We start from the raw sequence: 16,000 nt of genomic DNA, 5'->3' as shown, positions 1-16,000 counted from the left end.
TACAATCTTACTTTCGCTATTTGGAGCCGTTATCATGACCACAGAACTCGCCTACATGTTCATGCTTGGGTGCAGTATTACCCTCATGCTCGCGCAGTTAAGTGTCAAAGATAAAAAGCTCGAGCATATTTTCTTCGCGGTTTTCTGCGGCTCTCTCTCTATGGTTGCGGTTAAGTATTTAACCGCCGATGCGTTTGGGTACTACCAATACATTGTGGGACTGGGCACGTGTGGCACATGCAATGTTATATGGCTGATAGCACGGGCGACCTTTAGAGGCGAGAATGCCATTCGCCCGATCCATCTGGTTGTCGCGGGAATAGTATCCCTGCTAGTTATGTTAAACCAACTATCACACTTCAGTAATGGCATTGGCGCATTACCCGCAGACACATTTGCCACGATCAAAGCGGCCTTGAGTGAAATAACACAGATGTTGTCGTCTACCATCCTGTTACTGACGTTTTGGGAAATTGTCAGAAAAGACACAGACTCGCCATTCACACAATGGCAACAACGTATATATGCAGCGTTGTTTTTAAGCCCTGTATTATTGTGCTCAGTCGGCATCAATGCTTTCGTTGCAGCGGAGTCACGAGCTGCGTTATTCCCCTATTTTGTTGCCTTCTCAGCCATTCAGATCATGCTAGCCACTCAAGCGATGCTAGTTGTGAAAAGCCGACGTATGCGTGCAGCAAAACAAGAGTTTCAACAGGTTGTTGCGCCACAGAGCTCCATTGAGCAAGCGCCATCAGAAGAAGAATTGGCTACGGCCAAAGCCATTACCGAGCTAATGCAACAAGAGCGCTATTATCTACGCCATAGTTTGAAAATTATTGATATTGCGAATCAATTAGCGGTGTCTGAATACAAAGTCAGCCGGGCTGTTCGGTATCAGCTAGGGGCCAAAAATTTCAATTCATTAGTAAATCAATACCGGGTCGAACATGCCAAGCAATTACTGAGCGCGATGGAAAGCGCCCATTGGCCGATTATCGTTGTGGGCCTCGAGAGCGGGTTTTCGACGGTGTCGTCTTTTAATCGAGCGTTTAAGTCGCTAGAAGGGTGCTCACCACTGAACTATCGTGAAATGCATACATCGCTAGAAGGCCAAATTCAGCGCACTTAGCTTACTCTCGTTGATCCATATCAAGCGGCTAGAATTCTGCTTAAGAGATACTACACTTGGTATAAAAAACGAGCCCAATGGTCATGGAAGCAAAGCACGCGACATCTTCTAACACGGAAGTAACAGCCAGCCCGATCCTACAAGCACATAAACTCGTCAAGACTTACCATACCGGTGATGTTGATGTACATGCGCTTCGTGGCGTCGACTTTGCCTTGTATCCTAACGAGATGATTGTATTGCTGGGTGCGTCAGGCAGTGGGAAATCGACCTTACTGAATATTTTAGGCGGGTTGGATACGCCTACATCAGGTGAAGTATTTTATGGGCAACAAAATATCAGCCAGGCTTCAGACAACGACCTCACCCTCTTTCGCCGGAATCATGTTGGCTTTGTATTTCAATTTTACAATCTTATCCCCAGCCTTACGGCTTATGAAAATGTCGCCTTGGTAACGGAGATATCGCCACACCCTATCAGCCCTAAAGATGCGCTCGATTTGGTGAATTTAGGCGATAGGATGCACCATTTTCCATCCCAACTGTCTGGCGGCGAGCAGCAACGTGTTGCCATCGCAAGAGCCATCGCTAAGCAACCGGACATACTGTTGTGTGACGAACCCACCGGCGCATTAGATAAAAACACCGGCATTCTGGTGTTGGAAGCAATTGAGAATATTAATCGAGAGCTCGGAACGTCAACTGCAGTCATTACCCACAACAGTGTAGTCGGCGGCATGGCTGATCGAATTGTGCATATCTCTGATGGCGTCATTGCAGACACTATCGTGAATAAAACGCGTCAGCCTGCAGCGGCTTTGGACTGGTAAGCATGACGCCGCTCAATAAGAAGTTATTACGCGATTTATGGCGCTTGCGCGGACAAGTACTGGCGATTGCGCTAGTAATTGGTTCAGGCGTTGCCACGCTTGTTATGTCGATATCCACCGTGGATGCACTCAAAGCAACCACTGACGCCTATTACCAACGCTACCAATTCGCTGATGTCTTTGCTTATGCCACACGAGCCCCTGAAAGACTCTCTGCTGAATTGAGGAATATTCCCGGCGTGGCACAGGTACAACCCCGTATCACACAATATGCCAATGTCGATATCGTTGGCTTTAATGAGCCGGTTGTTGGCCAAGTTGTATCAGCTCCGGCCCAAGGCAAAGCCAGCCTTAATCAATTGGTGTTGCGCAAAGGGGACTGGCTATCGCCTAACGCAAACGACGAAATCATTCTCAATGAATCCTTCGCCGAAGCGCACCGAATAGCCATTAATGACACCATCAGCCTGACGCTGAATGGAACAAAGCGCTCATTTAGAGTTGTCGGATACGCACTAAGCCCGGAATTCATCTACAGCATCGGGCCCGGATCGCTGATGCCAGATGACAAGCGATTTGGCGTTATGTGGTTGAATCGTGAAGCACTTGAAGCCGCATTTGACCTAGAAAACGCGTTTAATGCGGTCGCAATCAAACTTATGCTCAATGCTCGCTTGAGTGAAGTCCTCACAGCAGTTGATAACATCTTAGCGCCCTATGGGGGGGTGAGCGCGATCAGTCGAGATGATCAACTTTCGAATTGGTTTGTGATGAATGAAATCGAGCAGCAGCGCACCATGGCGACAATCCTGCCGTTCATTTTTATTTTAGTCTCGGTTTTCCTGACGAACATGGTGCTATCTCGCTTGATCGCCACTGAACGAACCGAGATTGGCTTATTAAAAGCCTTTGGTTACAGCCGTGTTCAGCTGATTTGGCACTACACCAAGATGGTGTTGCTGATATGCCTGATAGGTTGGGTCATCGGGGCTATGTTAGGTGCAGCCTTCGGACGCATGAATACCGTCATGTATGCCGAAATGTTTAAATTCCCGCTGCTGATCTATCGTCCGAGCCTCTCGTCCTTATCATTAGGCGGAGTAGTCTGTGTGGGTGCCGTGATGATTGGTGCTCTTTCTGCCGTGAGACAAGCAGCAACCTTGCCGCCTGCTCAAGCAATGACACCACCGTCGCCGCCTGTTTATAAACAATCTTTTTCATTATTTGCAGCGCTGACAAAATGGATGGATCAACCTACCCGTATCGCGCTGAGACAGATCCGCCGCTGGCCAGTGAGGTCGCTATTCACCTGTGCTGGAATTGCCATGTCTGGCGGACTTATTATCATGAATTTGCAGTGGACCGATTCGCTTGACCATCTCGCGCGCGTGTATTTCTTTGAGGCGCAACGTCAGGACGTCATGATTGGTATGCCTGAATCGGTCAATATGGCCACGCTACATGATGTGAGCAACCTTCCAGGGGTTATGCGAGCTGAACCTATGCGCATGATTTCGGTTGATTTTAATCACGCCAATGTGACCCATCGCGGTGCGATAAGTGCGGTTCTGCCCTCCAATCATTTACAACCTATTTATGATGATGCACAGCGCACAGCAATTGCAGTGCCCGAATTTGGCTTAGTGATATCCTCCCGCTTGGCGCAAAAGCTTAAGGTGAACAAAGGCGACATCCTGAATGTTGACGTGCTCGAAGGCAGTAGACAGCAGTTAACACTGCCGGTTGTCGCTTTATTTGAGACCTATATTGGTATGCCCGCGTTTATTAATATTCATTCTCTTAACGCCTTGATGAAGGAATCGCCGCGATTCGAGTACGCTAATTTACTTATCGACAAAACCCAACAAGATGCACTGTTCAGTGCGCTGAAAAGCACACCCAAAATATCTTCCGTGATGCTGCGACAAACCGCTTATGAGGCGTTTCAATCCGCCATCATTGAGCACTTAATGGTGTTTATCAGTATGTTTGTACTGCTTGCCAGTACCCTCGCGTTTGGCGTTGTATACAACAGTACCCGAATTGCATTGTCAGAGCGCGCTAGAGAGTTAGCGACCCTACGGGTACTGGGTTTTTCCAAAGGTGAGATCTCCTATATTCTGCTTGGCGAAGTCATGTTTTTGGTCCTTGTGGGTTTGCCTCTCGGATGCCTCGCCGGTTGGTTACTCGTGGTTTCCATGGCTACCGCCTTTGACACCGAGATGTTCCGTGTACCGCTTTACATCGAAACATCAACTTATGGTTTAGCCACTGCACTGGTGATTCTGGCGGCAACAATTTCTGCTGCGATTGTTCGTCGCCGTGTAGATAGCTTAGATTTAATTAAAGTATTGAAAACAAGGGATTAAACAATGAATACCCGACATTCTCGTCATATTTTATGGGGTGTTATTGGACTCACTATCGTCATAGCGATTGGTTATTCTTTTATACCAACACCGGTTTTAACAGACCTAGGGCGTGTTCAAAAAGGTTCCCTTGCCGTCACACTGACCGATGATGGCAAAACCCGCATACACGATACCTTTATTGTGTCGTCTCCCGTCACCGGACACCTTCGTCGTATTGATGCCGATGTGGGCGACAATGTAACACTATCGAATACGGTGATCGCCAGCATTGAACCGATTGATCCGGCATTTCTTGACCCTCGCACAGAAGCACAAGCTAAAGCTGATGTTGAAGCCGCAACCTCGTCACAACAATTAGCGCAAGCCCAAGTCAATCAGGTTGAAGCGGAATTAGAATACGCGTTAGCAGAACGTAACCGCATGCGCGAGCTACGCATCAATGGCAGTGTGTCACAAAGAGACTTAGATGCTGCCGAGCGCATATATAAAACCACTCGCGCAGAGTTAGCGACTGCTCAAGCGGCACTGCAAATGCGTATTTTTGAATTGGCACGAGCAAAAGCGCAACTGCTTTCTCCAGCCTCACAGCCGGTGCAACGCAGTGAGTGTGAATGTGTCAGTATCACCTCGCCGATTGACGGCAAAGTGCTAACTGTCATCACTAAGAACGCCGGTGTCGTAGAGGCTGGCACTCCTCTAGTTGAAGTCGGTGATCCACGTCAATTAGAAGTGGTTGTCGATTTACTGTCGTTTGACGCCGTTAAAGTTCAAGTTGGACAACCGGCGATCATCAGCAATTGGGGCGACGCTAAACCGCTACACGGCAAAGTGACCCGAATAGAGCCTGTCGGTTTTAAAAAGGTATCTGCGTTAGGTATTGAAGAACAACGGGTTAATGTGATTGTTGGCTTCACCAGTGATTATGCAGAACGCGAACGCTTGGGTCATGGCTACCAAGTTGACGTAACCATAGTGCTGCAGGAATTACACGATGTGATAACGCTCCCCATCAGTGCGCTGTTTCGTGAACAAAATGCCTGGGCTGCCTATGCGGTTGTAAATGGCATTGCTGAAAAGCGTACTGTTACGCTGGGGCAAAAAAACAGTGCGGATGCACAAATATTGTCAGGTTTTGCTGAAGGTGACACCTACGTTCTGCACCCCAATAATCAAATCAGTGACGGTGTGAACGTCAGTGCGATTGAATAACCTTGGGTGATGGAGCACTTTGGATTTAACTTTCACCCACTTGTTTATTCACCAAATATCCGTTTCCACCACGGTTTCTTTTCGTCTTTTTTGGGTGCAGGCTTAGGAGCTGGCTCTCCGCCACATCCAACCTGAGGCGGTGGCAGCACATCTAAAATCGCGGGTACACTAATGGTCCCCTGACAGCCAGCAACACTGACATCCCCCGTGGTTGGGTCAAAATGAGCAATGCCCAATCCATTCGGGAAGCGTCTAGAGAGTGACTTAGGCTCTTGCCGTTTCTGATAGTCGATAAATACCGACAAAGCACCACTTGCCCCGGTCAAGCCCGTTTGTGCATTGTCATCATCGCCCAGCCAGGTTGTAACCAATATATTGCGATCAAAACCGGCAAACCAACTGTCTCGGTAATCATCAGTCGTACCGGTTTTTCCTGCCATATTGACGCTGCTAAATTGTTGTCGAATACGTTTGGCCGTGCCTTCAGTGGTTACCTTATGCAAAGCGTAATTGGTTAAGTAAGTCGCCGCTTCATCTACCCGCTGCTCAGCAAAATCGGCATGTTTCCACATCAGTCGATTATTCGGGGACACCACAGCGGTTACGGCATGCAAGGGTTTATATACGCCTTGATTGGCGATGGTTTGATACATCTGACTGACATCCGCAGGACTCAAATCGATAGCGCCAAGCGTCAACGCTGGGACCTGACGGATTGAACGTTTCACCCCTAAACGGGTCAGCGTGTCGGCCACATTAGCTAAACCTAAGTCCATACCAAGGTTAACGGTTGGAACATTCAACGACTTCACCAACGCATCAATTAACGGTACTTGACCACGGAATTTCTTGTCGGCATTTTGCGGCTGCCATTGTCGCCCGCCTTCGTCATCCATGCTGATCGGTTCATCCATCAGTGGCGTCGCAAGGTTAAACCGTGCCGGCTGCTCCAATGCGGTTAAATATATGGCCGGTTTGACTAAAGAGCCGACGGGACGATAGGCATCTAACGCGCGATTAAAACCGCTAAACGCAGGGTCTTTACTGCCGACGACGGCACGAAGCTCAGCACTTTGAATATCCACCACCACCATTGCGCCTTGCAGATCGGACAACTTGCGCTGAGTGATCAATTGCTCAACGGAATTGGCTAATGCAGCCTCTGCACGTCGTTGCGCATTGATATCCAGCCCAGTGAACACTTTCACACCTGATTCGCGAATATCGGGCGACGCTAAGATCTCGCTGAGTTCTCGTTTAACCCGGTCCATATAAGCTGGGTGCTTGCCACTGGCTAAACTTGCGCCAATGGCAATATTCAACGGCTGATTCACCAATTGCTCATATTCGGCGGCATTTAGTTCGTTGTTCTCAAATAGAACCTTTAGAACCAGATCCCGGCGCTCCATTGCGCGCTCAGGATAACGCCGAGGATTGTAGTAAGACGGACCTTTAACCAAGCCCACTAATAACGCAATTTCAGCCGTGTTGAGTTCGTTAATCGGTCGATCAAAATAGAAGTGGCTGCCAAGACCGAATCCATGTACGCCTAGGCTGCCGTTTTGCCCCACAAACACTTCATTTAAATACGCTTCTAAGATCTGGTCTTTGCTATATCGAGCATCGATCACAATAGCCATTAGCGCTTCTTTGGCCTTTCTGACAATCGACTTCTCTCGGGTTAGATACAGGTTTTTAACTAACTGCTGAGTGAGCGTGCTGCCCCCTTGTACCGTGCGCCCCGCGGCTAAGTTTGCAATTAACGCACGTAAGATAGACAGCGGTGCAACACCATGATGTTTATAAAAGTCTTTGTCTTCAATTAAGGTCAACGCATTGATCAGCATAGGTGGCACTTCTTTAATGTCCAACAACATCCGATCTTCTCGATGACTACTGACTAAGCGACTCACTAACCAAGGCTCTAAGCGTATTTGAGCTATTCGTTGAGCTGAATTAAAGGTGAATTGTCTCGGCAGTGCCTCTTGGATTTCACTGATCCGAGCGCCATTCCACGTAATACGGATCAAGCGAGCCGCTTGGCTGCCATCAACAAAATCGAACGCTCTACGCATGAATATCAGTTGCTGGTTAGCGTAACGATACTCACCACTTTGTTGGACACTCGCGACATTGCGATACCCTAACAATTTCAGTTCATCAATTATTTCATTCGGGGTTATTTCTTGCTCAACGTTGAGTGTTAATGCGCGTGCATATATTTGCGCCGGCACCTGCCACTTGTTCCCCGAGAAGTGATGCTTGATAGAGGCATCCAGATAAAACAAGTAAGCCCCCAAACTGACCATAGCGACTAACGTCAACTTAAATAACAGCGGCCAAAACCAACGCTTTTTAACTGAAGCGCTTTTGCCTTTAGCAGGCTTTTTACTATTAGATTTGGTCGGCTTTTTTTTGTTTGGTGTGGCCAATGGTACTGCTCAACGATATGTGTTGTGCCCAAGTATACGGGCATGATCTTCAAGTGCCAACACACCACCAGAGAAACCTAGCATTGCAAACAACATTTCTTCTGCGCTTTATTTCAAAGCTCTTAATGGAGTTGGCAAATCAGCGATATCTGTTAGTCACCGACATAATCCATAAAAACGCCGCGCAAAGGTATTGCAATCGCCTGAATTCAGGTAGCATGATAATTCGTTTTTTTACCTACTGTGGGTATGTAGTCAATGCGCAAAACCCTTGCATCTTTAGCCGCTGCACTTTTTTTCTCAAGCCCAATGGGGTGGGCAAACGATTCGCTTAATTTTGATCAGTGTTTATCTCGATTTGGTGATCTGGCAAAACAACAAGGCGTGAGTGAGCAAACGCAACAATTGATACCATCGTTTAAACTACAACAACGTGTACTTGAGCTAGACCGCAGCCAGCCTGAATTTGTGCAAACCTTTCCAGCTTATTTTTCAAAACGCGTGAACGACTGGCGTATCAACAAAGGCCGTGAAATGCTTGCCAAGCACGCCGACTTTTTGCGTCAATTAACTCACCAACATGGCATCCCAGGGCACTATTTAGTGGCATTTTGGGGCTTGGAAACGAATTTTGGTGGCTACAAAGGTACAATGCCGATCCTCGACTCACTCGCAACCCTTGCCTGTGATCAACGCAGACAGCAGTTTTTTACGCAAGAATTACTTTTGGCTTTGAAACTGGTTGATCGCGAGAAACTCAATCCCGATAACATGAAAGGTTCTTGGGCTGGTGCCATGGGTCATACCCAGTTTATGCCATCAACCTATACCCAGTATGCCATTGATGGCGATGACGACGGTACTATCGATCTGTTTAACAGTGAGCAAGATGCACTGGCCTCTGCCGCTAACTTTCTTGCGCGGTTAGGCTGGCAACCCGGCAGCCGTTGGGGACGTGAAGTTCAGCTTGCTGAAGGCTTTGATTATTCACTGGCCGGTAAAAAACAGCGCCGCAGCGTAAATGAATGGCGCGAGCTCGGCGTACTCGACGCGCAAGGCAACCCATTACCCGACAGTGAATTGATTGCAACACTGCGTGTTCCCTCAGGCCATCAGGGGCCGAAGTTTTTAACTTATCAAAACTTTTCCATTATTTTACGTTGGAACAATTCCGAATTTTACGCCATTGCGGTTGGACACTTGGCTGACCGAATTGTCAAAGGCGCACCATTGGCGACCCGCCTACCCGATATCGCCGCTATTTCTCGAGTGGATATTCGCAGTATGCAACAACAGCTGATTGCCTTAGGCTTTGATGTTGGCGGGGCCGATGGCATCATTGGGCCTGCTACTCGCGCAGGTATTCGAGCCTATCAAGCCAGTCAGGGATTGATCGCCGATGGCTTCCCAAGCCCGACGGTTCGCCAACATATTGCAGCGCAATTCCAACACGTTAGCACAGGGTCATAATTACACCGAGGGGCAAAACGCAGATCACTTATCTGCGTTTTGTTGCATACGTTTTTTCGTTACTTTGGTTGGGGCGGTATTCGCCGGATCATCTGGCCATAAATGCTTCGGATAACGCCCTTTCATTTCTTTTTTGATTTGCTGGTACGCTTCACTGCCCCAAAACGCCGCTAGATCCTGCGTTTTCTGCAGCGCTCGTTTAGCCGGCGAAAGCAACTCGATTTGCAATGTCAGGGCTCCCTCGGCAATCGTTGGTGATTGCTGAAACCCGTAAAACCACTGCATGGGGGCTGCAATCAACGGCGCTTTAATGGGCTGTTCATTGTCATCACCAATGACAGGATACGCGATGGATAACGTGTCGCCATTGGGCATGTGGTAACGTTTGGGCAAATGCGTATCCAGCCATTGCTGCTGTTGCCAATCCAATAGGTTTAACATGAGTTGTGACCAGTCTAATCCGCTTAGTGCTTTATAACTCAGCACATCCCCCACATAAGGTAATAACCAACTATCCAGCGAAGCCAGCAATGATGGCGCATCAACGTTTGGAAATGGCGCCAGATCTTGGCGCGTACAGACCCGCTTTGCGATGCGTATGCGATTTAATGTTTGCACGGCTGCATCGCTAAACGGTAACCAATCTATGCCTTTAAGCGCGATCTGCTTCTGCCAAGCCTGTTGTAACTCTGCTTGAGCGATCTGCTCTGCCCCCATCGGCTGACTATTCACTTTGATGTCACCTAAACGCATACTTTGTTGCAGCCCAAATCTTTGCTGTGATGCATGCCACACAATATCTTCATCTTGCTTTAATTGCGCTTCAAAAAGCGCCTCTATGCACGACCATTCGATGGGGTGTGCCAAAGTGATCAGCAATTTACCCGATGCTGTCATGAGTAGCTGTGCGACCGCCAACCATTCTGTTTGAACAACGGTATTGTCTGATGCCAGAGATGCCCGTTTGCCATTGGCTAGCTTATATTCTGTGTCATTGACGCGCTTTGCCACTCGGTCGGGATAAGTTAACGCGATACTTTGCGCAATCCACTCCGTTGCCATTTGTGAAAGTTCTTGCGGCTTTGAGCTCACATCCAGCAACTGCAAAAAGTGCTTAATTCTATGTTTTGCCGCATTTGAACTAACCAGGCGACTGTGTGCAATATCGTTCATCCAAATGGAGGGGAATCGCTCGCCTTCACTAAGTACATACGCGGTACAGGCTGCGGTCCATAATGCTTTGCTGTTATCTGGGTGCAATCCTTTCATGGTAAGCAGCATGTGTGCTAGACGCACATCCAAGGGGAAATTCGCCATGGCTTGACCATGTGCAGTTAACTTGCCTTGCTCATCTATTGCCGTTAAGGCTTTTAACACTTGAATCGCGTATTGTAGCTGCCCTTCAGAGGGTTGTGTCAGCAACGGTAGATCATTTAGCGACGCTCCCCAAGAAAGCGCCTGTAACATAATATCGCTAACATCTCGCTGACATATCTCCGGCTCACTTTGCTTAACTAAACGCGCATTTTGTTCGCTGCTCCAAAGGCGATAGCAAACACCCGGTGCCGTGCGTCCCGCTCGACCCGCACGTTGATCGGCTGATGCCATACTAATGCGGCGTGTTTGCATCTTTTCGACGGTAGAAGCCAAAGAAAACGTAACACTGCGTTCTAAACCTGAATCAACCACGATCCTCACGCCATCTATGGTCAAACTGGTTTCGGCGATGTTCGTTGCCAGGATAATTTTTCGCTTTGATTCAGGCGCTGGTCGCAACGCATCTTGCTGTTGTTGTTTGGATAACGCTCCATACAGTGGGAGACACAAAACTTGCTGATCTATCCCCTGTTCAGCTAAGCAACCTAATACACATTCCAGAACATCGTCTATCTCGCGTTTACCGGGTAAAAACACCAGAGCATCACCTTCATGCTCTGTTACCGCGGCCAAAATGACACTCACCAAACCTTGTACGCTCAGTGGTTGTGTAGGAATCGCTCGATAATGGTATTCAATTGGAAACTGACGACCTTCAACGCCAATATGGGTGGCATCAGGTAAAATCGGCTTTAAGCTTGCGGTAGAAAGCGTCGCCGACATGATCAATAAACGTAAATCTTCGCGCAGTGCCTGTTGCACTTCGATGGCAAGTGCCAATCCAAAGTCACTGTGGATACTGCGTTCGTGAAACTCATCAAACACAATTAGGGCCGTGCCCGAAAGCTCAGGATCAGCTTGCAAGCGCCGCGCTAGGATCCCTTCGGTAATAAATTCCAGACGTGTTTGAGCACTGACTTTGCGCTCACCTTTAATTTGATAGCCCACACGTTGGCCAACCTCTTCGCCTAAAGATCCTGCAATGTAAGCTGCCAACGCACGCACGACCACTCGGCGCGGTTGCAGCACGATGATTTTTCCCTCAAGCGCAAAGTTGAGTAGCAAATAGCGCAGCAGCAGTGTCGACTTACCCGCGCCCGGGGCAGCGGTCAGAATGACATTATTTGACCTCAATTCGCTGGCTATTGTTGTTAAATGCTGGGCAATCGGGAGAGATTCTTGGATCACGTTGGTACTGGGAATATGGATGCAATCATGTGAGGATGCGTCTAGGATAAACGATCCATGCAGATAACCCTAGTGCGGAGAAAGTGGTGCGTTGTTTTATTGGGATAGATTTACCGCAGTCAATTAAACACAACATCGATACTTGGCTCAGCCGCCACTGGCCCGAGCGTGCGCAGTGTAAACCGGTTGTGCCACAAAATTTTCATATAACGCTACTGTTTTTGGGGCATATCAACGAAACGGAAGTCAACTCCTGTGCTGCGTTGATGGACCAAATATCACTTCCTCGCTTCTCATTACATCTCGATAGTATTCAGCAATGGTACAAGCCGCCTATTGCATTTTTGACTGCAATCGATCCACCGCGACCACTATTGCACATGCAACACGAAATTGAGGAGCGAATTGTAAACAAAGCATTACCCTCATTGCCGACCTATGAAACCTATAAGCCGCATGTAACCTTGGCGCGTAAATACCGTGACCAATCACCACTGCCTCAACTGAAGCACACGTTCGCAATCGAGGTTAATCAATTTCATTTGTTCGAATCTGTCTCAACACCCAGTGGTGTTTGTTACCCTATTCGCCAAAGCTGGGACTTAACTTAGTTCTGTCAAACTTAAACAGCACCGTACCTTGGCCTTAATCTCAATCTATTGCTATTTGATATGCCAAATCGTGCAATCGTTTTCACTATAATGCGCGTCGATAAGTGGTATGCTGGCGCCAGATTTAATTTATTACCTGTTTCACCATGCAACAAACCTATCGCCTTGTTATCGACTGCCCCGATCAAGTGGGTATCGTCGCCGCTGTCGCCAGTTTTCTGGCCGCTCACAATGCCAGTATCATCGAAGCGAGTCATCATACCGACTTGACTACAGGGCGCTTTTTCATGCGCCATGAAATCAGAGCAGACAGTATCGCTGTTGACCATTCAGGGTTCTCTGAAGCGTTTGCCAGCATTGCAACGCAATATCAAATGCGCTGGCATCTGACTGACTCAGCGCAAAAACAACAAGTCGCGGTGTTGGCCAGTCATGAATCTCATTGTCTGGTCGATTTACTGCACCGCCACCATACCGGCGAATTGCAATGTGATATCCCTTGTATTATCGCAAATCACCAAGCGATCGAATCGTTTGCCAACTGGTATAACATTCCGTTCTATCACGTGAACTTTAAGCAACAAAGCAAGGCCGACGCGTTTGCAGAAATAGAATCGATCTTAGCCAAACATAATGTTGATTTAGTGGTGCTTGCACGCTTTATGCAAATTTTGCCTGATACCATGTGTCAGCGCTGGGCGGGCCGAGCAATCAATATTCATCACAGCTTTTTGCCGTCCTTCGCAGGCGCCAAACCCTACCAACAAGCCTACGATCGCGGCGTGAAACTGATAGGAGCAACCTGTCACTATGTCACGGCAGACTTGGATGAAGGTCCGATCATTGAACAAGACGTGATGCGCATCAGCCACTCAGATTCAGCACAAGATATGGTACGCAAGGGTAAAGACTGTGAAAAAACGGCCCTAGCCAATGGTGTTCGTTACCATTTAGAAGACCGTGTGGTGGTGCATGGAAACAAAACCATCGTATTTGAATAGGCTTTAATTTTCGAACAGTTGTCTGCGTGGTACTTCAGGACAAGATCCAGTACACTAGCATTTCGCTATAACGCGCGTCTGACGGGACGAACAGCCCCAGACATAAAAATAATTACGATAACATCAATCTTACGACAACTGTTTGGAAATAAAATGAACAAACCGCTTTTAACCGCTACAGCCATGGCGTGCCTTCTGGCACTGAGTGGCTGTTCAGAGCCTAAGCAGGCTCAAACTACCCCAGCAGCGCAAGACAGCGCTGTAACTGCTGCCGCGGATACCACAGCTGAAAATGTATTACTTGCAGAATACTCAGGCCCTTACGGTGGTGTACCTCAATTCGACGATATGGAATTGAGCGACCTTAAGCCAGCATTAGAAAAAGCCATGGAAATGAACATGGCGGAAATTGAAGCGATTGCCAATAACCCAGAAGCACCGACGTTTGAAAATACGATCGTTGCAATGGAGCGAGCAGGCGATGCCCTTGGCCGTGTATTCACATATTGGGGTATTTGGAGCTCGAACAAATCAAGCCCAGAATTCCGTGAAATTCAAGCTGAAATGGCACCTAAGCTTTCAGCGTTCTTCTCTAAAATCACGCAAAACGAAGCACTTTTTGCACGCGTTAAAGCGGTATATGAAAGCGAAGAATTGAAGTCTCTTAGCGATGAAGAGCAACGTATCACATGGTTGACTTACAACGGGTTTGCCAGCAACGGTGCTACGTTAGATGCAGAAGCGAAGAAACGCTACGCAGAAATCAACCAAGAGTTATCTAAGTTGAGCACTAAGTTTTCTAACAACGTACTCGCTGATGAAGAAAACTATGTACTTTATATCACTGAAGAACAACTCGGTGGATTGCCACAATCCTTTATCGACGCTTCAGCAGCTGCCGCTGCACAACGAGGTCAAGAAGGTAAGTATGCGATCACTAACACTCGCTCTTCAATGGACCCATTCTTAACCTACAGCACTGATCGTGCACTACGCGAACAAGTGTGGAAAACCTACTACAACCGTGGTGACAATGGCGACGAGTTTGACAACAACGAGTTGATCAAACAGATCCTTAAACTGCGTCACGAGCGCGTACAATTACAAGGTTACGACAACTACGCACAATGGCGTCTTGAAGATCGCATGGCGAAAACGCCTGAAAATGCGATGGATTTGATGAAGAAAGTATGGCCAGCTGCGATTGCACGTGTGAAAGAAGAAGTTGCGGATATGCAAGCCATTGCTGACGCTGAAGGTGCGGATATTACTATTGCACCTTGGGACTATCGTTTCTACGCAGAAAAAGTGCGTAAAGCGAAGTACGACTTAGACTCAGATGAAGTTAAGCAGTACCTTCAACTGGACAAACTACGTGACGCGATGTTCTACGTTGCTGGCCGTTTGTTCAATTTCGAATTTACGCCGGTTCCAGAAGGTTCAGTACCGGTATTCCACCCAGACGTTAAAGTATGGGAAGTAACCGACAAAACCACTAAAGAGCACATTGGTCTTTGGTATCTTGACCCATTTGCTCGTCAAGGTAAGCGCTCTGGTGCATGGGCAACCATGTATCGCCAGCCAACAACCTTTGATGGCAAAGACAGCGCATTAACATCTAACAACAGTAACTTCGTTAAAGCGCCTGAAGGTCAAGCGACGTTGATTTCTTGGGATGATGCAGAAACGTATTTCCATGAATTTGGTCACGCGCTTCACTTCTTATCAGCGACGGTTAAATACCCAACGTCACACTCTGGTGTACGTGATTACACTGAGTTTCAATCGCAGTTACTTGAGCGTTGGTTAACCACTGATGAAGTCATCAACCAATACCTTGTTCACCATGAAACAGGTGAGCCAATCCCTGCCGAGTTGGTCGCTAAAATTAAAGCCGCTTCAACATTCAATGAAGGCTTTAAGACCACTGAGTACATGGCTTCTGCGATTATGGACTTGCTATACCATACAACCGATCCTGCAACCATTGAGCCTGATACATTTGAGCGCGAACAATTGAAAGCGCTTGGCATGCCTGAAGAGATTGTGATGCGTCACCGCTCACCACACTTCGGACACGTATTCTCAAGTGAAGGCTATGCTGCAGCATACTATGGCTACATGTGGGCTGAAGTATTAACCTCAGATGCGGCAGAAGCATTTGCTGAAGCACCAGGTGGATTCTACGATGAAGAAGTCGGTGAACGTCTAGTGAAGTACTTGTTCTCTATTCGTAACGCAATGGATCCAGCTGAAGCATACCGCAAGTTCCGCGGCCGTGATGCTAAAGTTGAAGCGCTTATGCGTGACCGTGGATTCCCGGTTGAAAGCGACAAGTAATACCGCTTTGGAGAAAGATTAAAGGGCGCTTAAGCGCCCTT

At 47.8% G+C, this 16,000-nt stretch carries 10 protein-coding genes; 8 read left to right on the top strand and 2 right to left on the bottom strand.

All coding sequences use genetic code 11. The features are described 5' to 3' along the window. Positions 1 to 34: 34 nt before the first annotated feature. From CSH93_RS07700 to CSH93_RS07685, 4 genes are all read left to right on the top strand, one after another. On the top strand, positions 35 to 1,129 hold the full coding sequence (locus CSH93_RS07700) for a helix-turn-helix domain-containing protein (protein ID WP_100642654.1): 1,095 nt from the start codon (positions 35 to 37) through the stop codon (positions 1,127 to 1,129). 83 nt (positions 1,130 to 1,212) lie between these two features. Next, complete coding sequence (locus CSH93_RS07695) at positions 1,213 to 1,959, top strand: ABC transporter ATP-binding protein (protein WP_100642814.1); 747 nt, start codon at positions 1,213 to 1,215, stop codon at positions 1,957 to 1,959. A gap of 2 nt (positions 1,960 to 1,961) precedes the next feature. Continuing rightward, positions 1,962 to 4,328 carry an ABC transporter permease gene (locus CSH93_RS07690; RefSeq protein WP_100642653.1) on the top strand — a complete coding sequence of 789 codons (2,367 nt, stop codon included), beginning with the start codon at positions 1,962 to 1,964 and terminating at the stop codon, positions 4,326 to 4,328. Between the two features lie 3 nt (positions 4,329 to 4,331). Continuing rightward, positions 4,332 to 5,540 (top strand): efflux RND transporter periplasmic adaptor subunit, encoded by a 1,209-nt coding sequence (locus CSH93_RS07685; RefSeq protein WP_100642652.1) that lies wholly within the window; start codon positions 4,332 to 4,334, stop codon positions 5,538 to 5,540. A 44-nt stretch (positions 5,541 to 5,584) separates the two neighbouring features. On the opposite strand, the gene mrcB is transcribed toward CSH93_RS07685, so the two are convergent. After that, positions 5,585 to 7,972 (bottom strand): penicillin-binding protein 1B, encoded by a 2,388-nt coding sequence (mrcB, locus tag CSH93_RS07680; protein ID WP_420807247.1) that lies wholly within the window; start codon positions 7,970 to 7,972, stop codon positions 5,585 to 5,587. A 258-nt stretch (positions 7,973 to 8,230) separates the two neighbouring features. Here mrcB and CSH93_RS07675 point away from each other — a divergent pair, with 258 nt between their 5' ends. Further along, positions 8,231 to 9,442, top strand: a complete 1,212-nt coding sequence (locus tag CSH93_RS07675; RefSeq protein WP_100642651.1) for a lytic murein transglycosylase — start codon at positions 8,231 to 8,233, stop codon at positions 9,440 to 9,442. A 24-nt stretch (positions 9,443 to 9,466) separates the two neighbouring features. Here the strand turns inward: CSH93_RS07675 and hrpB are convergent, their stop codons facing one another. Further along, the gene (gene hrpB, locus CSH93_RS07670; RefSeq protein WP_164078321.1) at positions 9,467 to 12,007 is read right to left on the bottom strand and encodes an ATP-dependent helicase HrpB; all 2,541 of its coding nucleotides are present in this window, start codon (positions 12,005 to 12,007) and stop codon (positions 9,467 to 9,469) included. A gap of 86 nt (positions 12,008 to 12,093) precedes the next feature. Between hrpB and thpR the strand changes: the two genes are divergently transcribed. The 3 genes from thpR (at position 12,094) to CSH93_RS07655 (ending at position 15,959) form a co-directional block, all read left to right on the top strand. Next, positions 12,094 to 12,618: an RNA 2',3'-cyclic phosphodiesterase gene (gene thpR / locus CSH93_RS07665; protein WP_164078320.1), complete on the top strand. Its 525-nt coding sequence runs from the start codon at positions 12,094 to 12,096 to the stop codon at positions 12,616 to 12,618. 146 nt (positions 12,619 to 12,764) lie between these two features. Then, positions 12,765 to 13,619: a formyltetrahydrofolate deformylase gene (purU, locus tag CSH93_RS07660; RefSeq protein WP_100642648.1), complete on the top strand. Its 855-nt coding sequence runs from the start codon at positions 12,765 to 12,767 to the stop codon at positions 13,617 to 13,619. Positions 13,620 to 13,772: 153 nt separating this feature from the next. Continuing rightward, positions 13,773 to 15,959 (top strand): M3 family metallopeptidase, encoded by a 2,187-nt coding sequence (locus tag CSH93_RS07655; protein ID WP_100642647.1) that lies wholly within the window; start codon positions 13,773 to 13,775, stop codon positions 15,957 to 15,959. Positions 15,960 to 16,000 lie beyond the last annotated feature (41 nt).

The organism is Neoalteromonas facilis (assembly GCF_002807665.1).
GTDB classification, from domain to species: Bacteria; Pseudomonadota; Gammaproteobacteria; order Enterobacterales; family Alteromonadaceae; genus Alteromonas_E; species Alteromonas_E facilis.
This window is presented reverse-complemented; position numbering and strand designations above follow the sequence as displayed.

Excerpts from the sequence above, each read along its gene's own strand:
- CSH93_RS07675 (WP_100642651.1), top strand. The coding sequence starts at position 8,231 with ATGCGCAAAACCCTTGCATCTTTAGCCGCTGCACTTTTTTTCTCAAGC.
- CSH93_RS07685 (WP_100642652.1), top strand. The coding sequence starts at position 4,332 with ATGAATACCCGACATTCTCGTCATATTTTATGGGGTGTTATTGGACTC.
- CSH93_RS07695 (WP_100642814.1), top strand. The coding sequence starts at position 1,213 with ATGGAAGCAAAGCACGCGACATCTTCTAACACGGAAGTAACAGCCAGC.
- CSH93_RS07655 (WP_100642647.1), top strand. The coding sequence starts at position 13,773 with ATGAACAAACCGCTTTTAACCGCTACAGCCATGGCGTGCCTTCTGGCA.
- CSH93_RS07690 (WP_100642653.1), top strand. The coding sequence starts at position 1,962 with ATGACGCCGCTCAATAAGAAGTTATTACGCGATTTATGGCGCTTGCGC.
- CSH93_RS07700 (WP_100642654.1), top strand. The coding sequence starts at position 35 with ATGACCACAGAACTCGCCTACATGTTCATGCTTGGGTGCAGTATTACC.
- purU (WP_100642648.1), top strand. The coding sequence starts at position 12,765 with ATGCAACAAACCTATCGCCTTGTTATCGACTGCCCCGATCAAGTGGGT.